Below are 18,638 nucleotides of genomic sequence, written 5' to 3'. Positions count from 1 at the left end.
AAATGCATCGATTATTTACGGCCGAATACTTTTACGCCCGCTTTGCTGCGCTCTGAATTACCGTACACTTCGATCTTTTTCACACAACGACGCGAACCCAGTGATTTCCACTCGGTCTCTTTATCACTGCTCATCTCCCGATCGAAGCGAATGGTTTTGGTACGATCACCACCATAGGTCACCACCACCCGATCCAGGGTCAAATCACGTTCTGCCTTCACCTTGATATATTTGGTCTGACGGCAAATCACCAAAGGAATTGTCGCACCATGATCACCGGCCCCCAGCAAAATAGTCCGCCCCAGCGTGAACTGATCATCGCCAGCATGGCTGGCTGACGCCACCACCAGCAAGACACCACCCAGCAGGGTGCGCGCGGAAAAACGGGAATTCCAGATAGACATCAGGGACATAACACCTCCAATAAAAAACGGAGTGCAATAATACGGACCGAACCATAACGGAAGCTGTACCCGAACGCGCATTTGCGGCGAAAGAGGGGCGATTGCCTGAGAAAATGGAGGAATTTGCCGGTAAAAATGTGAAGGGCCGCATATTGCGGCCCTGACTGCATATGAGCGCTCAACGCTCCATGATCTGGGTCACATCTTCTTTATTGATCATCACCTCACGCCCTTCATGATCGTAATAGCGATACATACCGGTACTCTCGTCCAGCTTGGGCTTGCTCTCTGTGGTGATCATCTTGCCATCCTTGGTGCTCATGATGTATTGGGAGCTGCATGCTACCAGCCCCAGGGCGCACACCAGGATCATCATCAGTTTTTTCATAGGCGCACTCTTCTCCTTTCACCCTCACCACGAGGGTGTCATATCCAGCCTACTCCAATCCGGCAGGCAGTCGGAAACTTGCACAATAAAGTGAGATCACCATCAAAAATCAGTTACTTGCGACCACCCGGTTTGCCACTGCTACCGGTACCGGAACCACAGCCAAGTGCCAGCCGATCTGCCGCGGCTCTGGCCTGCACCAGACCATAGCCATAGCTGTTGTCCCGTCCGACAGCCCCCAGATCCTGGGCGCTGCTGCGCAGGGTCTGGCGCAGTTGATCATTGCTGCACTCCAGCCGCTGTGACCAGGCCAGGGTGGCGACCCCGACCACATGAGGGGTCGCCATCGAGGTACCGCTGTAGCTGGCGTAACCACTCGGCACGGTCGACAGCACAGCAACACCGGGGGCCGCCAGCTCCACCTGATCGTTGCGTTGCGAGAAATAAGCCAACTGCTTGCTGCCATCGATAGCAGCCACGCTCACCACACTGCTGTAAGAGGCGGGATAGGACTTGCTGGTGTTGCCCGCATTGCCCGCCGCCGCCACACTCAACACATTCTGGCTGTAAGCCTGATTGAACGCCTGCTCTTCCGTCTTGCTGGGCACATTGCCCCCTAGGCTCATGTTGATGACCATGCGAGTAAAGCCACGACTGCTCATCCCCTGCTTGCAGGCATTGAGAGCCCCCACCAGGTTGGAGGTATAGGCCCAGCCGTTGGCACCAAACACCTTGATGATATGCAGCGGAACGTTCTGAGCCGGCAATACGCCGACCACCCCCATGTCGTTCCCCCCAACGGCGGCTATGGTGCCTGCTACGTGGGTGCCGTGACCGTTTTCGTCACTGCTCCAACTGCCCGTGCCGACATTGTCACTGCCTTGCACCTGGGCTCCATGGGGCAGATCCGGGTGATTGCCGCTGTAGCCCGAGTCGATGATACACACCAGCACCTCTCCCGCCGCCGCGTCACTGAGCAGTGGCGCCTGTACCATGGGAATGCCATAAGGCAGGGTCTCGGCACTGGCATAACGCTTGGCATCCGGCTCCACCCACAGCACGTTGGGGTTGCGCGCCAGCGCTGTCGCTGCAGCAGCTGGCAACCAGAGCGCCAGCGCATGCTGCTCGGGCAGTTGCAGGGCCAGCTCGCCCCCCATCCTCTTGCTTTGGGCCAGCACAGCGGCCTCCGCCCCCGGCTTGAGTTGCACCAGATAACGAGCCCGTTCGGCAGCCATTACCCCCTGTGCCAGTACGCCTGCCACCAGCAGGCCTGTCCATATCCGTCTCATCAGTCACTCCTTCCATCGACCTGATAGCCACCAGCAAAGTGTAGTGGCAGGCTGGCGCAGGCACGAGCGGATACAAAAAGGCCGGACATCTGTCCGGCCTCTTCTTTTCAGCGCAAGAGCGCAATCATGACTTGGCAGGCTGACGCTCACCGGTCACGGTCGGGTTCTTGGGATCGGAACTCCACTCGTACCAACCGCCGTCGTAGACGCTGATCTGTTTCCAGTCCATCAGCCACGCGTAGAAGAAGGCCTCGGAGGCGCGCCAGCCGGTACCGCAGTAGAACGCAGCCTGCTGAGTTGGCTCGATATTCCACTGCTCCCACATGGCGAGGATCTCGCGGGCCGGCTTCATGGTGCCGTCCGGGTTGTGGAAATCGCTCATGCTGTTGGCATCCACCCCGCCGTGACCCCACTTGGCCCCCGGGATATCGCCCTTTGGCTTGATGTAGCTGTAACCTGAGGTGTTGCCGACAAACTCGTCCCAGGTACGCACGCTGACCAGTGCGCTATCGGGCTGCTTGAGCAACTCTTTCGCCTGACTTAACGTGGTGTAGTACTCAGGGTGAGCGGGAATGGCCACGCCAAACTCCTTCACCGGCTCATATTTGTTGGGCAAACCCGTTTCGGTACGCAGGTGCTGGATAAACCAGGCATCCAGACCACCGTCCAGCAGGCGTACATCTTTCACCCCCGCATACATCATCAGGTGCGCGGCACGGGCAGCCGCCATGGTGTTGCGACCATAGAGGATGACGGTGGTGTCGTGACGGATGCCGTTATCCAGCAGCAGCTTCTTGAGCGCTTCGTCAGAGACCTTGTTCCACAGCGGCTCCTCTTCGAGGCTGTTGGTATCGATATATCCGGCCCCCGGGATGTGGCTGATGAGGTAGGCCTTGGGTGAACCCCAATCCACTTCAAACAGCTTCCAGTCACCCTTGGGCGCAGCGGCAACCGGCTTGCCCTCTTGCAGATCCGCCAACCAGCGCGGATAGACCAGCTGCTGCCAGCGTGCCAGCGACTCGCGCGGTGCGGCTTGCCACCCTTGCAGCTCGAACAGCTGCTTGATCCCCTGCTTGCGCAGCAGACGGGCCACCTCGGCCACTTCGCGGGACGCACCGTAGAGGGCAACCGGACGATCGGCCTTCAGCCCCTTGATCTCGAGCGCCTTTGGCCACTCTTCATCGCTGTATTTCCACTCGGCAGAGAGGTTCTCGGCGCCCGCCACATGACCTCCCTGCTTCTCCCCTTCCATCGGCCACCCCTGATAGAAGTAGCTGGCGCGGGTATCCAGAATGACCGCCTGTTTGGCCTTGGCATCGGCCAGCGAGAGCGGTGGCAACTCCCCTGCCACGGCGGGCAGGGCACACCAGAGCAGTAAGGTCGCCAGCGCGGCCTGCAGGAAGCGAAGATGTCGTTTCATGGTGATTTCTCGATTCATAGTGAACAAGGTTAAAAAATGGAGCGACCCAGCCGCTCGGCCAGCAGCTCCAGCGCCGCCGTGCCCGCCAGCGAGTTGCCGGCTTTGTTGAGCTCCGGCGACCAGACACAGACGCAGAGCTCGCCCGGGATCAGGGCGATGATACCGCCGCCGACACCCGATTTGCCCGGCATGCCGACCCGATAGGCAAAATCGCCCGCCTCGTCATAAAGGCCGCAGGTGGCGAGCAGGGCGTTGACCTGCTTGGTGGTGCGGGCTGGCAACAGTGGCACGCTCTCGCCCAGTGGCACACCACGGTTGGCCAGATAGATGAATGCCCGCGCCAGATCGACGCAGCTCATGCGAATGGCACAGGCATTGAAGTAGCTTTGCAGCACCTTGTCCACTTCGTTTTCGAAGTTGCCATAGGCCTTCATCAGATAGGCGATGGCGGCGTTGCGGGCAGAGTGCTGATATTCGGAGCGGGCGACCACCTGATCCGCCATGATGGCCGGATTGCCGGAAAGACGGCGCACCAGCTCGAGGGTACGCTGACGGGGCGCAGTGAGGCGGGTCTCCAGCAGATCGCTCACTACCAGCGCCCCGGCATTGATAAAGGGGTTGCGGGGGATCCCCTGCTCGAACTCGAGCTGAACCAGCGAGTTGAAGGGCTGGCCGGAGGGCTCCTTGCCAACCCGGGCCCAAATCTCCTCCTCCTGATAGAGGGTGAGTGCCAGGGTCAGGCTCAGGGCCTTGGAGATACTCTGGATGGAGAAGGGTTCAAAAGCGTCACCGGCGGTGAACAGCTCCCCCTCGACGGTACAGACTGCGATACCAAGCCGATCGGCCGGTACCTGAGCCAGTGCCGGAATGTAGTCGGCCACCTTGCCTTGTCCCAGCAACGGGCGCACCTCTTCAAGGATGCTGGCCAGTAATTCGGATGACAACACCATAAGCAATAAGCGATTCCATGACTAAAACAGCGGTGGAGATCCCATCCCCACTGACAAAAATCCCGCCAGCGGCGGGATTTTTCAGTTACCCACAACAAGGCGCCAGATGCGGCAGCCTTGTATCAGGCCGGTTCACCGTACCAGAGGTCGAACAGCTCGGTAACGACCACGGCTTCCATCCCCTTGCCTTCCAGCCAGGATTTGACGGCAGCGCGGTCTTCTTCGGTACACTTGCCCAGTTGCTGGGTGCAGATCATCCCTTCCCAGGCCAGGTGACCGGAGCCGGCAAAAGCCAGTTTACGGGGTTCAACAACCTCATCGATCATCGCATCGACTACCGCATCGATGGTCTCTTCGGCAGTGCCGACCGGGAAGTTGAAACTGATGTCGAAACCCATTTCCTGGAATTCATCGACGCGCAGTTTCTTGCGCAGGCGGCGGCTACGATTGGCCATGATAGCTCCTCAAGTTAGTTGATACGCTAGGTGTGTTGACGTGCCAGCTTAGCTGACACGCTTGAAAATCAGATCCCAAACCCCGTGGCCGAGACGGTGGCCACGTTGTTCAAATTTGGTCAGCGGACGCCAGTCCGGACGAGGCACCCAGTTGCCGGTGGCAGAGGTGTTCTCGTAACCCTCGGCGGCGCTCATCACTTCCAGCATGTGCTCGGCATAGTTTTCCCAGTCGGTCGCCATGTGGAACATGCCACCGATGGCCAGCTTCTGGCGAATATCCTGGGCAAACGCAGGCTGTACAATGCGACGCTTGTGGTGACGGCTCTTGTGCCAGGGATCCGGGAAGAAGAGCTGCAGGCAGGAGAGTGAGCCGTTCGGGATCATGTGCTCCAGCACCTCGACCGCATCGTGGCAGATCACCTTCAGATTGGTGACGCCCGCTTCCTGAGCGGTACCCAGACAGGCGCCCACGCCCGGGGAGTGCACTTCAATGCCGATGAAGTTTTTCTCGGGGGCATTCTTGGCCATCTCCACCAGAGAGGCGCCCATGCCAAAGCCGATCTCCAGCACCACAGGTGCTTCACGGCCAAACAGTGCGACCAGATCGAGCTGCTTTGGCTCGAAATCGATGCCCATGACCGGCCAGAGCTCTTCCAGGGCCTTCTCCTGCCCTTTGGTCAGGCGGCCTTCGCGACGGACAAAGCTGCGGATCTTGCGCATGAACTTGCCGTCTTCGTTAAATACATCTTGGGTCACAGGCATAATGGTCTCGTTATTTCATCAATCCGGGTAATACATCTTGTGTCCGATCCCTAGCGGGACCGCTCGCGGCTCGGCATTTCATCGACCCGCGAAAACAGGGGAGCGAATTATCCCAAGATAGGCCCAAGGCGCAAGTGTTTCGCGAAACAAATCCCTCATCTCTCTCCATTTCATTGACAACAGTTGACAAATGCCGACCCGTTCACAGAATCGGTCACGCGTCGAGTACATGCTGCCTGCGCAAATAAAACCATACACAACAAAGGATTGCAGTATGAAATACAGAGCATTGGCGTTTGCCATCACCACTTTGCTTGCGGGATGCGACACATCAACAAATAACTCACAAACCCCTGCTGCCGCCGAGCAGGCCTATGAGTATCTGGTGCAGTTGAGCTCAACCGCAGAAGGGATTGGCGCGCGCCCCACGGGGACAGAGGCAGAAACTCGTGCCGCGGCATGGATCCAGGACCATCTGACCGGTTGGGGCTACGATGTGCAACGCCAACCCTTCACCTACACCAAAAGCGGCGCCAGTAAAAACTCCCAAAACCTGATCGCTGAGCTCAAGGGCACAAGTGACAAGGTGATCCTGATCGGCGCCCACTACGACAGTACGGGCGACAAGAAAGGTTCTGAAGGAGCCACCGACAACGGCGCTGGCGTCGCAGCCCTACTGGCAGTGGCTGAGGCGCTTAAAGGACAAACCTTGCCATACACGGTTCGCTTTGCATTCTTCGGGGCGGAGGAGAACGGTCTCAACGGCTCCAAAGCCTATGCCGCCAGCCTCGACAGCACCGCCGTCGCCAAGCTGCTGGCGATGGTGAACTACGACACCATCGCCGGGGGCGACATCGTCTACGTCCACTCAGCCCACTCGGACGTCGCCGAATACAACTGCACAGATCCGAGCCGCTACAGCTTCGATCCCAAGGTGCGGGATCGCCTGCTTACCCTCTCCAAACAGACTGCGACCCCGTTTGCCATTCATCCCAGCTACAGCGGTTATCCGGAAGGGGAGACTGGCAGCTGGTCAGATCACGCTCCCTTTGCCTGCCTGGGGGTGCCGATCGCCTACGTTGAAGCGACCAACTTCACCATCAACGGCGCTGATGGCTATGACGGCTACTCCCAAAGCACCAATCCAGCGCTGTGGGACTGCTATGACGCCACCACCAAGAGCGCCTGCGATCGTGACAGCGAAACCCAGTGGGGAAAAATCTGGCACACCCAGTACGACCGCCTCGACAAGATGGCGGAACTATTCCCAGGCAGAGTAGAAAGCCAACTTGGCGCCAACACCGACCTGATGATCCGCTTCCTCAAGGAACCGGGTTTGTAAGGTCAGTTGCTTGTCCACAAAACAAGATCGCCCTAACTCATTTCAATTCATGGGAGCCACACGGGCAGGTAAAATTCGGGCAGGTGCCAAACCTGCCTTTTTTGGCGATTTTTGTGACAATCATTGCCTCATTTCTGAAATCTGATACAAACGGATAACCTGGCGGTCGAATGGAGCGACCGCCCACATGCCGAGAGAATTGTCTATGCAGCCGTTTTTTGCCCAGCGCTTCGAGAAGGTTGAACCTTCCTTTATCCGTGAAATCCTCAAAGTTGCCGCCAATCCGGAGATCATCTCCTTCGCTGGTGGCCTGCCCAATCCCCACCTGTTTCCGGTCAAGGCGATCGATCAGGCCTGTCAGGATGTGCTGCGCGAGCAAGGGGCTGCCGCCCTGCAATATGCGGCGACCGAAGGCTTCGCCCCGCTGCGCCAATATATTGCCGACCGCTATCTGACCCGCCACGGCATGCAGGTCAATCCGGACAACATCCTCATCACCAGCGGCTCCCAGCAGGCGCTGGATCTGCTGGGCAAGGTGCTGATCGACGAGGGTCAGGATCTCATCATCGAAGAGCCGGGTTACCTTGGCGCCATTCAGGCTTTCTCTGTCTATCAACCCACCTTCAAGCCGATCACCCTTGAAGAAGAGGGTCTGGATCTGGCGGCGCTGGATGCGCTGCTGGCAAGCGGATCCAATGCCAAGCTGCTCTACGGCGTGCCCAACTTCCAGAACCCGAGCGGTGTCTCCTACAACCGTGCCAACCGCGAGGCACTGGCCGAGCGACTGGTGCGCCACGAGCTGTTGATGGTGGAAGATGATCCCTACGGCGAGCTGCGCTTCGAAGGGGAGCATCTGCCCCCCATTGCCAAGCTGGCGCCAAACAATACCGTGCTGCTCGGCTCGTTTTCCAAAACCGTGGTGCCCGCCTTCCGTCTGGGCTGGATGCTGGTGCCGGAGTGGCTGCGCAAGAAGGTGACCATCGCCAAGCAGGCCACCGATCTGCACAGCAACGCCTTCAGCCAGCAGGTGCTGCACCGCTTCCTGACCGACAATTCACTGGATGCCCATCTGGAGAAGATCAAGGAGGTCTATGGTCGCCAGCGTGCTGCCATGGAGGCTGCACTGGCCCGTCACTGCCCGCCCGGCGTCAGCTACACCAGACCGGAAGGGGGCATGTTCCTCTGGCTGACTCTGCCAGCCCACATCAGCGCCATGGCCCTGTTTGATGAGGCGATCAAGGAGAAGGTAGCCTTCGTGCCCGGCGCCCCCTTCTATGTACGCCCCGAAATCAAGAACACCCTGCGCCTGAGCTTCTCCTGCGTCGATGAGGCGACCATCGAGGAGGGGGTCAAGCGGCTGGCCCGCTCCCTCCAGCGGATGCTCTGAACGCCCAAGCCAAACCGTATTAACAAAAAACCAGCGAGCGCTCGCTGGTTTTTTTTATGCTCCCCATTCACCCGTTCAGCCAAACAGGGTCTTGCAAAACTGCTTCATCGGAATGGGGCGGCCGTAGCGATATCCTTGCAGATAGTCAACGTGGCGAGCCCGCAGGTAGTCCGCCTGCGACTGCTTCTCGACCCCCTCCGCGATCAGGATCAATTCAAGTCGCTTCGCCAGATCAATCACGTTTTCAACGATATGGCTGGAGAGTGCATCCGTACCGATCATCTCTACAAAGCTACGGTCAATCTTGATTGCATCGACCTGAAACTGCTGCAGATAGGTCAGACTGGAGTGACCGGTGCCAAAGTCATCGATAGCGATCAACACGCCCAGTTTGCGCAACTCGGCAAACATCCGGGCGGTTGTCTCATCAGCCACCAGCAGCTCCCGCTCCGTCAGCTCCAACCCCAAATCAACGGGATTGTCCTTAAACGCGTCGAGAAAGGCCTTGCAGTCAGCCAACAGGTCGAGATCCTGGAAGTGCTTGGCGCTGATATTGAAGCAAAAATGAAACTTTGCCGGCAGCTTGCGGGCATAAGGGGAGAAGTGGTCACGCACCTCGGCCATCAACAGGCTGGTCATGGGCACGATCAGGCCGCTATCTTCCGCCAGCGGGATAAAGCGATCCGGCGAGATCATCCCCTGCTTGGGATGCTGCCAGCGCATCAGCACCTCACAGCCACGCCACTGCTCATCCTCACCGGAGACCACCGGCTGCAGGTAGGGGATAAACTCCTCCTCGATCAACGCCCGCTTGAGCTCCTCCGCTGGTGAGCTGCTACGCCCCATCAGCCTGAAGGTGCCGAATCCAATCAGCAGCGCCAGCAGTGGAGAGAGGATCAAGGTATCTCTGGAGTAGCGCCATGCGTGGCTCAAGTAATCATGCACCGTGATCCGGGTGACGACCTGATAGGGGAAATCGGCCGAAGCGAGGGCAATATAACCCTCTTCTGCCGGAGAGGGCGCCGCCCCGAACTGACCTGAGCCAAACAGTGCCCTCTGCCCCACCACCAGAGCCATCGGGGAGTTCTTGCTGGAGATCTCCAGGGTATTGCGCAGGTAGTAGCCATCCACACCGATCAGCACACTCCCCTTGTCCGTTTCGTGGCGCAGCACGATCAGGGGGCGATCCGGTGTGACCTCATTGCCTGGCAGCAGTTGCAGCCTGCCATCCACATAACTGTCAGGGTTGAAGGGGCCATCGTAGTCACCATAGAGCGAGGTGCAATAGATACGATTTCCTATAGCCAGATTGGCAGAGCGGACATCAGGCACAGTGGCCACCTGTTCGCGCAGCAGTTGTGCCGCCTCCTTGCAGGGGTGACCAAGCATCCCCTCCACATTGATGGCCGCTTGCCGGGCATGGCCGATGGAGCGATCAAACATCATCCGGGCATGCTGCAAGCGTGAATCGGAATCATGCTCTATCTCGGTCACTGTCTGCCAGATAACGGCAACAACCCCCAGCAGCAGGATCCCGCCCCCCATCAGTAGTGCCACCAGAATCCTCGAGTAAAGCTGGCGAAGTTTCAAACGACGAAATGGCATGGCGGCCTCTTTGATGCTCGGATGGTGGGTGACAGCCCCGGTGGACAGGCGAAAGGGTCGCCATAATAGCGATTGAACAACAAATGTCCACCCGACAAAAATCAATCAATTCAAACTATTGTTCAACAATATGTCGCAAGAAGAGGATAGAGTTAACATCAGTCGAATGAACAAAACGTGTCAAACTCGTCCACTTGTTGAAGGAGGACGACGCCATTAGAGTAGAGCAAACGGCAGCAGGAGCGTGCAACGATGAAGATTCTGATTACCGGAGGAACCGGCTTTATCGGCCGCAAGCTGGTTGCCCATCTCAAGGTCAATCACGAGGTCGTGGTATTGAGCAGGCAGGGGAGCCGCGCCTACTCCCTGCTCGGTCACGATATCAAGGTATTGGATAACCTTGACCGGCTCGATGACCTCAATGACGTGGATGCGGTGATCAATCTGGCGGGTGAACCCATCGCCGCCGGACGCTGGAGCGAATCGCGTAAACAGCTGCTCTGCGACAGCCGCTGGCTGCTGACCGAGCAGCTGGTTGATCTCATCAAGCTCTCCACAACGCCGCCCAAGGTGCTGATCAACGCCTCCGCCATCGGCTGGTATGGCAGACAGGGCACCGAAACCCTCGACGAGCAGTGCCGCTCTCCCAACGACGAGTTCACCCACCAACTCTGCCAACAGTGGGAGACCCTGGCACTGGAAGCACAAAGCAAGCAGACCCGGGTCTGTATCGTGCGGATCGGGCTGGTGCTCGGCATGGATGGGGGAGCGCTACCCAAAATGCTCCCCCCATACCGACTCGGACTCGGCGGCCCCATGGGGTCGGGCAGCCAGATGATGAGCTGGATCCATGTGCAGGATCTGGTGCGCGCCATCCTGTTCATACTGGAGCACGAAGAGTGCAGCGGCATCTTCAACGGCACTGCGCCCCATCCGGTCAGCAACCGGGAGTTCAGCCAGACCCTTGCCACCACGCTGCACCGTCCACACCTCTTCTTCGTCCCGGCGCCGCTGTTGCAACTGGTGATGGGGGAGGCGGCAGATCTGCTGCTGACCGGACAAAAGGTGATACCAGTTCGGCTACAACAGGCCGGTTTCCACTTCAGCTATCCCGAGCTGCCGAGTGCCCTCGCCAATCTGCTGCGCGAGCCCCGCTAACTCACACCTGTTCGCTGCGTCCACTCGTCAGCACCTCGCATAGCAAGCAGCCCGACCAAGGCCGGGCTGCTTGCTTATTGCGGCTGCGCTATTGCACCTTGTGTGTATCGGCTCGCGCTGGCCGGATTACAACAGTCCCTGACCCAGCCCCCGCAGCCGATCGCTCAGGGTGCCAGCCAGCAGCTGGCGCTGCATCCCCTGCCCCGCCAGCGTCACCAACAGCGCCCCCAGAGTCGGCAGGCCAAGCCAGATGGCCCAGTGGAACTGCCACACCCCCTCGAACCACCACCACTGCAGGCCAAAGGAGCAGAGCTCCACCACCATGGCGGCGCAGAGCCCCGCCAGCGCACCACTGGCCACCAGCTCCCAACGCAGCATCTTTTTCAGCAGTTCGCTGCTGGCACCCAGGGTGCGCATCAGCAGCAGTTCGCGCCGACGCTGAGCCATGCTGGCTTGGGTCTGGGTCAGCAGCACCAGCAGCGCGGCCACTGTCACCAGCCCCAGCATCAGCGCCAGTGCACGGCTCACCTGCTCCGATACCTGAGTGAGCCGCGCAATCAGGTCATCCACATCGATAAGACTCACCGTGGGGTGGCGGCGGATCAACTCCACCTCGGCAGTGCGCCCCGCCTCGGGCAGCCGGTAGCTGCCAAGCCAGGTACGGGAGAAGGGTGCCAGCAGATCCTCGGAGAAGATCATGTAGAAGTTGGGGCGCATATTGTCCCACTTGATGCTGCGCAGACTGGTGACCCTGGCGCCGAAGCTGCGCCCCTCGATGGTAAAGGCGAGCATGTCCCCCAGCTTGATATCGAGCCGCTTGGCCAACTCGCTATCCACCGACACCTCGCCGGACCCGGCAAGCCACTTCCCGGCCACCAGCTTGTTGTCGGTTGGCAGGGTAGCCGTGGTGGTGAAGTTGAGCTCCCGATCTACCCCCTCGCGGCCACTGCTGGCCCCCTCGCCCACCGCCTCACCGGCAATATGGGTCAGCCTGCCGCGCACCATGGGATAGAAATCGGAGGTGGTGGCCCCAGCCGCCGCCAGTTCGCTCAGGATCCCCTCCCGCTCGTTCTCCGCCACATTGACCAGAAAACGGTTGGGCGCATCAACCGGGAGACGGGCTGAAAACTCATCCAGCAGATCGACCCGGGCCGCCCAGAGCAAGCCAAACAGCATCAGCGCCAGCGCAAAACCCGCCAGCTGAAATAGGCCGCTGCTGCGCTCGCGCGACAGGTGGGCCAGCGCCAGCCGCAAGGCATGAGGCCCGCTCACTTTCGTCCCCAGCCGCAACATCAGCGCCGCCAGCAGGGCCAACAGCCCCATCAGCAAACCCATGCCCCCCACCAGCCCCAGCGCCAGCCGCACATCGGCGGTAAAGCCCCAGACCAGCGCAAACAGCCCGAACAGGCCGACCGGCAGGGCCAGCCAGGGGGGAATCCCCGCCTCCAGCTCCCGGCGCAATACCCGCAGCGGCGGCACCTTCAGCAGCCGCAAGAAGGGCACAAAAGCGAGCAGCAGGGTGATAAAGAGCGCCACCGCCACCCCCAGCGCAAAGGGGCGCCAGGAGGGGGGGGGCAGATCCGGCGGCAGCAGGTCCCCCAGCAGTTGCAAGGTGATCCACTGCATGACGGTGCCCGCTACCAGACCCAGCAGCGCACCGATCAGCGTCAGCGACAGCAGCAGGGTTCCCATCAGTTGCCAGAGCGAGCGACGTGATGCCCCCAGCGTCTTGAGCAGCGCCACCATATTGGTCTGGCGCTCGGCAAAGTGGCGCACCGCAATCCCCATCGCCAACGCCCCCAGCAACACCCCGCTTAGCGAGGCAAGCCGGAAGAAACGCTCGGCATTGGCCAGCGATCGGCCCACTTGGGATTCGCTGTCATCCGGTTTGATCCACTTCTGTCCGGCCTGCAATTGCGGCAACAACCATTGCTCGTAACGGGCCAGCGACTCTCGCGGCCCCTTGAACAGATAGCGCCACTGCTGGCGGCTGCCGGGTAGCAGGGCACCGGTCGCCTCGATATCGGCACTGTGGATCAGCGCCCGCGGCGCCAGCAGGAAGGGGCTGAAGCCCTGATCCGGCTCCTCACCAAGCAGGCCTGCCACCTTGAGCACCGTATTGCCCACCTCCAGCTCATCCCCCGTTTTCGCCTTAAGCAGCTGCATCACCCGGGCGGAGAGCCAAATCTCGCCGGGAGCCGGGGCGCGGGCAGGTTCCAGAGTGAGCTTGCCATAGAAGGGAAAACCATCGGGCACCGCCCGAATGGAGGCGAGCTGCAACGCATCGCCATGAAACAGCATGCTGTTGAAGCTGACGGTGATCTGCACCGCCAAGCCATCCTGTTTCGCTCGTTCCAGCCAACCATCCGGCAGGGCGGCGGCGGTGCGCAGCACCCGATCCGCTCCGATAAAGTCGCGGCCAGACGCCTTGAGTCCGGCATCGAGCCGATCCGCCACCAATGCCACACTCAAGACACACGCCACGCTAAGCGCAAGCGCCAGCACAAACCAGCGCAGCTCGCCGCTGAAACCTTCCCGGCGCAGCAGTCGCCATCCCAATCGCCACGGCATCATCCCTTGCATCTCCCGCCTGACCCGCAGCTCACCCCGTTACACCACATCATGGGCCACCTCGAGATCCAGTCTGCCCGCCGTCATGACCAGTTGCCGCTGGCAACGCTCGGCCAGCTGATGATCATGGGTCACTACCACTAGCGTGGTGCCGTGCTTGCGATTGAGTTCAAACAGCAGCTCGATCACCTTCTCGCCGGTCTTGCTGTCGAGGTTGCCGGTCGGCTCGTCTGCCAGCAGCAGGCTGGGACGGGTCATAAAGGCGCGAGCGATGGCCACTCGCTGCTGCTCGCCGCCAGAGAGCCGTGGCGGCAGATGGTGCAACCGCTCGCCAAGCCCGACAGCCGCCAACAGCTCGCGGGCCCTCGGCTCGCAGTGGCGCTCGCCACGCAGCTCGGCAGGCAGCATCACATTCTCCAGCGCAGTCATGGTCGGGAGCAGCAGAAACGACTGGAACACAAAACCGATCTGTTCGGCGCGCAATCGGGCCCGCCCCTCTTCATCCAGCTCGCCAAGGGATTTGCCGAGGATTTCTATATCCCCCTGACTTGGCAGATCGAGTCCTGCCAGCAATCCCAGCAGGGTGGACTTGCCGGAGCCGGAGGCGCCGACCAGGGCCACCGTCTCGCCGCTATTGACTTGCAGATCGATCCCTTCAAGGATGGTGAGGCTTTCCTGGCCGAGGCGAACCGATTTGCCGAGGCCCTTGACGACAATAATGGGGGTTGAACTCATGCTCTGTATCCTTTGTTCCAATCCCTTGATGACAATCCATAGCGGGAGTTGAATTGATGGTGCGTATTCTGTTTGCCTTTTTGGTTGGCCTCGGCAGCCTGCTCTCGTCGGCTCAGGCCCAGACCCTGCTGGTGCTGGGTGACAGTCTGAGCGCCGGCTATCAAATGCAGGCTGAGCAGAGCTGGCCTGCCCTGCTCAACCAGAAATGGCAGGAGGAGGGGGGCAAACACACCCTGCTCAATGCCAGCATCAGCGGTGAAACGACACAAGGGGCGCTGGCCCGTCTGCCTGCGCTGCTGAAGGAGCACAAGCCAGACTGGCTTCTGATCGAACTGGGGGGCAACGATGGCCTGCGTGGCTTCGCGCCGACCATTACCCGCCAGAATCTGGCCAGCATGATCGCGCTCGCCAAGGAGCAGCAGACCCGTGTGGTGTTGACCCAAATCCAGCTGCCCCGCAACTACGGTGCCCGCTATCTGCGCCAGTTCGAACAGATCTTTCCCGAGTTGGCCCAGGCTAACGATCTGCCCCTGCTGCCCTTCTTCATGGATGATATTGCGCTGCGCCCTGAACTTATGATGAACGATGGTATTCATCCCACCCCTGCGGCCCAGCCCAAGATCCGCGACAAGGTAGCCGGTTTTATTGAGCCCCTTATGGAGCCATAAGAAACATCTCCCCCTGTTTAACTCAGCAGCAGGCTGTTCATCAGGGCCCGCAGTTTGAGTGGTTTGACCGGTTTGCTGATGTAGCCATACCCCCGCTCGCGGATCTGCGCCTGCAACTCGCTCTTGCGATCAGCGCTGATGATGATGCCTCCCAGCTCGTCGCCACACACCCGCTGCAGGGCAGCGAGCGCCTCCAACCCGGTCTTGCCGTCGTCGAGGTGGTAGTCAGAGAGCACCAGCCGCGGCACAAACCCTTCTGTCACCAGCGCCTCGGCTTCGGCCAGATCGACGGCGCAGCGCACCTCGCAGCCCCAACGGCAAAGCAGGGTGCTCATGGCGGTCAGAATGTCCCGCTCGTTGTCGATGCAGAGCACGGCCACCCCCTCCAGCTGGCTGTCGCGCGCCACCGGCGCCGCCAGCTGATGGGCCGTGACCGGCCGGGTCGCCAGATTGAGGGTCACCGCAAAGACCGATCCCTTGCCCGGCCAGCTCTGCAATGTGAGCTGATGACCGAGCACCTGCGAGATGCCACGGGCGATGGCGAGCCCCAGACCCAGCCCCTGCTCCTTGGCGGTGCGGGAGTGATCGAGGCGGGAGAACTCGTCAAAAATAGCCTCCTGCTTGTCCTGCGGGATGCCGGGGCCGTTGTCCCATACCTCGATGCGGATCTTCTCCCCCATCCGGCGACAACCGAGCAGCACCCGGCCACCCGGGTTGTAGCGAAACGCATTGGTGAGGAAGTTCTGCAGCACCCGACGCAGCAGCCGCACATCGCTGTGTACCGCATGCTTGCTCTCCACCACCGAGAAGTGGATCCCCCCCGCCTGCGCCAGCACGCCAAACTCCGCCTTGAGGTTGTCGAGCAGATCGCGCAGGGCAAAGTCGAGCTTCTTGGCCTTGAACTTGCCCGCTTCGAGCCGCGAGATATCGAGCAGATCGGTGATGAGATCCTCGGTCGCCCCCAGCGCATCGTCGATATGGCGGGCGATGCGGGCCTGCTCGCCAGCATCTGGCAACATCTCCAGCAGGGAGGAGGTAAACAGCTTGGCAGCATTGAGGGGCTGGGTCAGATCGTGGCTGACCGCCGCCAGAAAACGGCTCTTGGATTGATTGGCCCGCTCCACCTGCTGGTTCACCAGCAGCAGCTGGCGGTTGAGTTCGGAGAGCTCACGGGTGCGCTCGGCCACCCGTGCCTCCAGATGTTCGTTCGCTTCGCGCAGCACCCGCTCCGCATCGCGAAACGGGGTGATGTCGGTAAAGGTCATGACGAAACCACCGGCGGGCATGGGGTTGCCCTGCATCTCGATCACCCGCCCGTCCGGGCGCTCCCGCGCCGAGATATGGGCGCTGCCGCGTTTCATAAAGGCGACGCGCCGCGCCACGTGATCCTCGATATCGCCGGGGCCGCAAAGCCCCTGCTGCGCGTTGTAGCGGATGATCTCTTCAATGGGGCGCCCAGCCTGAATAAGCCCCGGCGGATAGTGGAACAGCTCGATGTAGCGGCGGTTCCAGGCCACCAGCCGAAGCTCCCTATCCACCACCGAGATCCCCTGCCCGATATGCTCGATCGCCCCCTGCAACAAGCCTCGGTTGAAGCGAAACACGTCGGAGGCCTCATCGACTATGGTGGCGATCTCCTCGAGCTGCATGTTGCGCCCCTGCAGGGCAGAGGCAAGCACCAGCCGTGCCGACGAGGTGCCAAACACCCCCGCCAGCAGCCGTTCGGTGTGGGCAATCAGCTCGGCCGAGGCCTGCATCTGCGGAGCAAGGGTGCCGCCCCGCTCACCGGCGAAGCGACCAAAAGCGCGCTTGACCCGGCTTGAGCCGACAAAACGAGCCGCCAGCATCTCCAGCTCCTTGACCGAGACCCGCGCCTGATAGAGGGCGGCGGTATCGCGGCTCGGCTTGCCGACAAAGTTGGCCGCCTGCAGCCGCTCGCTCACCGCAGGGCGCGACAGAAGCGAGCCTGCCACATAGCCGAGCAGGTTGAAGAGCAGGCTCAGGAAGATGCACCAGGCCCCGAGACTCAGCTCGCGAAACGCGGGCCAGTCCGGCGGCGCCAGCAGCTCGGCCAAGGGCGAGCCCGCCAGCAAGCCACTCTCCACCAGCAGAGTCACGAACCAGAGGCTCACTCCGAGGCTCAACCCAAGATAGACCCCCTTGCGATTGCCGTGGCGCCAGTAGAGACCGAGCAGCAGAGCCGGCGCAAACTGGGCCACCGCGCCAAAGGAGAGGTAACCGATGCGCGACAAGCTGGTGAGATCGCCGAGCCATAGGTAGAGCCCCCAGGCCGCCAGCAAGATCAGCAGGATGGCGCCACGGCGCACCTGCAACAGCAGACGCACCAGCCGCTCGTCGCGCCCCTGCCGCCAGAAGCGGCGCAGCAGCACCGGCAGCACCAGATCGTTGCTCACCATGATCGCCAGCGCGATGGTGCAGACGATCACCATGCCGGTGGCCGCAGAGGTGCCGCCGAGAAACGCCAGCATCGCCATGCCATCGAAACCGAGGGCCATCGGCAGACTGATCACATAGGTGTCGGAGGCCATGTCAGCCCCCACCCACTGTTTGCCCGCCAGTGCCAGCGGCCAGATAAAGAGCCCCATCACGAACAGGTAGAGCGGGAAGATCCAGCGCGCCCAGTGCAGATCCTGCCCCTGATTGTTCTCCACCACAGTCACATGAAACTGGCGCGGCAGGCAGATGACGGCGCACATCGCCAACACTGTATAGATGGCAAGCTCCAGCAGGTTGCCGGGGCTCACCGCCACCACCTGCGCAAAGAAGTCGCGGGTCACCTGCTCGTGAGCCTCGCCCGGTTTGCTCAGGATCAGCCAGAGGGCGAAGCCCCCCACCGCGATAAAGGCCAGCAATTTGACCACCGACTCGAAAGCGATGGCCACCACCATCCCCCTGTGGTGCTCGGTGGCATCGAGATGGCGGGTGCCGAACAGGATGCTGAACAGCGCCAGCAGCAGAGTAACCCCGAGCGCCAACTCGCTGGTATTGCTGGTCGGGCTGATGCCGCCGCTGTTGACCATCAGCAGATCCAGCCCGGTGACGATGGCTTTAAGCTGCAACACCAGATAGGGGAGGATCCCCATGATGGCGATGAGGGCGATCACCATGGCGAGCCGCTGGGATTTGCCGTAACGGGCGGCGATAAAGTCTGCGATGGAGGTGATGTGCTCGCGCTTGGCCACCAGAATAAGGCGGGCCAGCAGCCGCCAGCCAAACAGAAAGACCAGCATGGGGCCAAGGTAGATGGGCACCGGCGACCAGGGGGATTCACTCGCCTGCCCCACGGTGCCGAAGAAGGTCCAGGAGGTGCAGTAGACCGCCAGCGACAGGCTGTAGAGCAGCGGTTGCCCCTTGAGACGGTGCCGTTTGTGCTTGTCTGCCACGAAGGCGATCAGAAACAGCAGCCCCAGATAGGTGAGCGACAATCCGATCAGCAGCCATCCCTGGTGCATCGATAACTCCTTGTCCATGTTGAGTTTTTGT

General features: G+C 60.8%; 15 protein-coding genes. 4 read left to right on the top strand and 11 right to left on the bottom strand.

What is annotated here, in order from left to right; genetic code table 11:
* Positions 1–11: 11 nt before the first annotated feature.
* The 7 genes from I6L44_RS00865 to trmB all read right to left on the bottom strand — a co-directional run bounded on the left by I6L44_RS00865 (position 12) and on the right by trmB (position 5,668).
* The gene (locus tag I6L44_RS00865; protein WP_129503427.1) at positions 12–413 is read right to left on the bottom strand and encodes a DUF2541 family protein; all 402 of its coding nucleotides are present in this window, start codon (positions 411–413) and stop codon (positions 12–14) included.
* 169 nt (positions 414–582) lie between these two features.
* A complete protein-coding gene (locus I6L44_RS00860) occupies positions 583–792 on the bottom strand; it encodes a YgdI/YgdR family lipoprotein (protein WP_129503426.1) in 210 nt (69 codons plus the stop codon).
* 113 nt (positions 793–905) lie between these two features.
* The gene (locus I6L44_RS00855; RefSeq protein ID WP_216953002.1) at positions 906–2,081 is read right to left on the bottom strand and encodes a S8 family peptidase; all 1,176 of its coding nucleotides are present in this window, start codon (positions 2,079–2,081) and stop codon (positions 906–908) included.
* A 124-nt stretch (positions 2,082–2,205) separates the two neighbouring features.
* Complete coding sequence (locus I6L44_RS00850; RefSeq protein WP_005362453.1) at positions 2,206–3,501, bottom strand: sulfurtransferase; 1,296 nt, start codon at positions 3,499–3,501, stop codon at positions 2,206–2,208.
* A gap of 29 nt (positions 3,502–3,530) precedes the next feature.
* Positions 3,531–4,451 (bottom strand): glutaminase B, encoded by a 921-nt coding sequence (glsB, locus tag I6L44_RS00845; protein WP_005348151.1) that lies wholly within the window; start codon positions 4,449–4,451, stop codon positions 3,531–3,533.
* 122 nt (positions 4,452–4,573) lie between these two features.
* Positions 4,574–4,906 carry a YggL family protein gene (locus I6L44_RS00840; RefSeq protein WP_005348158.1) on the bottom strand — a complete coding sequence of 111 codons (333 nt, stop codon included), beginning with the start codon at positions 4,904–4,906 and terminating at the stop codon, positions 4,574–4,576.
* Between the two features lie 48 nt (positions 4,907–4,954).
* The gene (trmB, locus tag I6L44_RS00835) at positions 4,955–5,668 is read right to left on the bottom strand and encodes a tRNA (guanosine(46)-N7)-methyltransferase TrmB (protein WP_144714313.1); all 714 of its coding nucleotides are present in this window, start codon (positions 5,666–5,668) and stop codon (positions 4,955–4,957) included.
* 274 nt (positions 5,669–5,942) lie between these two features.
* Here trmB and I6L44_RS00830 point away from each other — a divergent pair, with 274 nt between their 5' ends.
* Both I6L44_RS00830 and I6L44_RS00825 read left to right on the top strand, forming a co-directional pair.
* On the top strand, positions 5,943–7,010 hold the full coding sequence (locus I6L44_RS00830) for a M28 family metallopeptidase (protein ID WP_216953001.1): 1,068 nt from the start codon (positions 5,943–5,945) through the stop codon (positions 7,008–7,010).
* A gap of 205 nt (positions 7,011–7,215) precedes the next feature.
* Positions 7,216–8,397 carry a PLP-dependent aminotransferase family protein gene (locus tag I6L44_RS00825; RefSeq protein WP_201946349.1) on the top strand — a complete coding sequence of 394 codons (1,182 nt, stop codon included), beginning with the start codon at positions 7,216–7,218 and terminating at the stop codon, positions 8,395–8,397.
* Between the two features lie 75 nt (positions 8,398–8,472).
* On the opposite strand, the gene I6L44_RS00820 is transcribed toward I6L44_RS00825, so the two are convergent.
* Positions 8,473–10,002, bottom strand: coding sequence for a cyclic diguanylate phosphodiesterase (locus tag I6L44_RS00820; protein WP_201946350.1), 1,530 nt, complete (start codon positions 10,000–10,002; stop codon positions 8,473–8,475).
* Positions 10,003–10,254: 252 nt separating this feature from the next.
* On the opposite strand from I6L44_RS00820, the gene I6L44_RS00815 reads away from it, so the two are divergent.
* Complete coding sequence (locus tag I6L44_RS00815) at positions 10,255–11,160, top strand: TIGR01777 family oxidoreductase (protein ID WP_216953000.1); 906 nt, start codon at positions 10,255–10,257, stop codon at positions 11,158–11,160.
* Positions 11,161–11,286: 126 nt separating this feature from the next.
* On the opposite strand, the gene I6L44_RS00810 is transcribed toward I6L44_RS00815, so the two are convergent.
* Together I6L44_RS00810 and I6L44_RS00805 are read right to left on the bottom strand one after the other, a co-directional pair.
* Positions 11,287–13,734: an ABC transporter permease gene (locus tag I6L44_RS00810; protein ID WP_216952999.1), complete on the bottom strand. Its 2,448-nt coding sequence runs from the start codon at positions 13,732–13,734 to the stop codon at positions 11,287–11,289.
* 36 nt (positions 13,735–13,770) lie between these two features.
* Entirely contained in the window at positions 13,771–14,466 is a 696-nt protein-coding gene (locus I6L44_RS00805) for an ABC transporter ATP-binding protein (protein WP_216952998.1), read from the bottom strand.
* A gap of 56 nt (positions 14,467–14,522) precedes the next feature.
* Here I6L44_RS00805 and I6L44_RS00800 point away from each other — a divergent pair, with 56 nt between their 5' ends.
* The gene (locus tag I6L44_RS00800; protein ID WP_216952997.1) at positions 14,523–15,134 is read left to right on the top strand and encodes an arylesterase; all 612 of its coding nucleotides are present in this window, start codon (positions 14,523–14,525) and stop codon (positions 15,132–15,134) included.
* A 17-nt stretch (positions 15,135–15,151) separates the two neighbouring features.
* Here the strand turns inward: I6L44_RS00800 and I6L44_RS00795 are convergent, their stop codons facing one another.
* Positions 15,152–18,607 carry a PAS domain-containing hybrid sensor histidine kinase/response regulator gene (locus I6L44_RS00795; protein WP_216952996.1) on the bottom strand — a complete coding sequence of 1,152 codons (3,456 nt, stop codon included), beginning with the start codon at positions 18,605–18,607 and terminating at the stop codon, positions 15,152–15,154.
* Positions 18,608–18,638: the final 31 nt, after the last annotated feature.

The organism is Aeromonas sp. FDAARGOS 1414 (assembly GCF_019047065.1).
GTDB classification, from domain to species: Bacteria; Pseudomonadota; Gammaproteobacteria; order Enterobacterales; family Aeromonadaceae; genus Aeromonas; species Aeromonas veronii_A.
The sequence above is the reverse complement of the archived record's forward strand: the minus strand, read 5'-3'. Positions and strand labels throughout refer to the sequence as shown.

Excerpts from the sequence above, each read along its gene's own strand:
- trmB (WP_144714313.1), bottom strand. The coding sequence starts at position 5,668 with ATGCCTGTGACCCAAGATGTATTTAACGAAGACGGCAAGTTCATGCGC.
- I6L44_RS00795 (WP_216952996.1), bottom strand. The coding sequence starts at position 18,607 with ATGCACCAGGGATGGCTGCTGATCGGATTGTCGCTCACCTATCTGGGG.
- I6L44_RS00830 (WP_216953001.1), top strand. The coding sequence starts at position 5,943 with ATGAAATACAGAGCATTGGCGTTTGCCATCACCACTTTGCTTGCGGGA.
- I6L44_RS00865 (WP_129503427.1), bottom strand. The coding sequence starts at position 413 with ATGTCCCTGATGTCTATCTGGAATTCCCGTTTTTCCGCGCGCACCCTG.
- I6L44_RS00815 (WP_216953000.1), top strand. The coding sequence starts at position 10,255 with ATGAAGATTCTGATTACCGGAGGAACCGGCTTTATCGGCCGCAAGCTG.
- I6L44_RS00825 (WP_201946349.1), top strand. The coding sequence starts at position 7,216 with ATGCAGCCGTTTTTTGCCCAGCGCTTCGAGAAGGTTGAACCTTCCTTT.
- I6L44_RS00810 (WP_216952999.1), bottom strand. The coding sequence starts at position 13,734 with ATGATGCCGTGGCGATTGGGATGGCGACTGCTGCGCCGGGAAGGTTTC.
- I6L44_RS00840 (WP_005348158.1), bottom strand. The coding sequence starts at position 4,906 with ATGGCCAATCGTAGCCGCCGCCTGCGCAAGAAACTGCGCGTCGATGAA.
- I6L44_RS00805 (WP_216952998.1), bottom strand. The coding sequence starts at position 14,466 with ATGAGTTCAACCCCCATTATTGTCGTCAAGGGCCTCGGCAAATCGGTT.
- I6L44_RS00860 (WP_129503426.1), bottom strand. The coding sequence starts at position 792 with ATGAAAAAACTGATGATGATCCTGGTGTGCGCCCTGGGGCTGGTAGCA.
- glsB (WP_005348151.1), bottom strand. The coding sequence starts at position 4,451 with ATGGTGTTGTCATCCGAATTACTGGCCAGCATCCTTGAAGAGGTGCGC.
- I6L44_RS00800 (WP_216952997.1), top strand. The coding sequence starts at position 14,523 with ATGGTGCGTATTCTGTTTGCCTTTTTGGTTGGCCTCGGCAGCCTGCTC.
- I6L44_RS00850 (WP_005362453.1), bottom strand. The coding sequence starts at position 3,501 with ATGAAACGACATCTTCGCTTCCTGCAGGCCGCGCTGGCGACCTTACTG.
- I6L44_RS00855 (WP_216953002.1), bottom strand. The coding sequence starts at position 2,081 with ATGAGACGGATATGGACAGGCCTGCTGGTGGCAGGCGTACTGGCACAG.
- I6L44_RS00820 (WP_201946350.1), bottom strand. The coding sequence starts at position 10,002 with ATGCCATTTCGTCGTTTGAAACTTCGCCAGCTTTACTCGAGGATTCTG.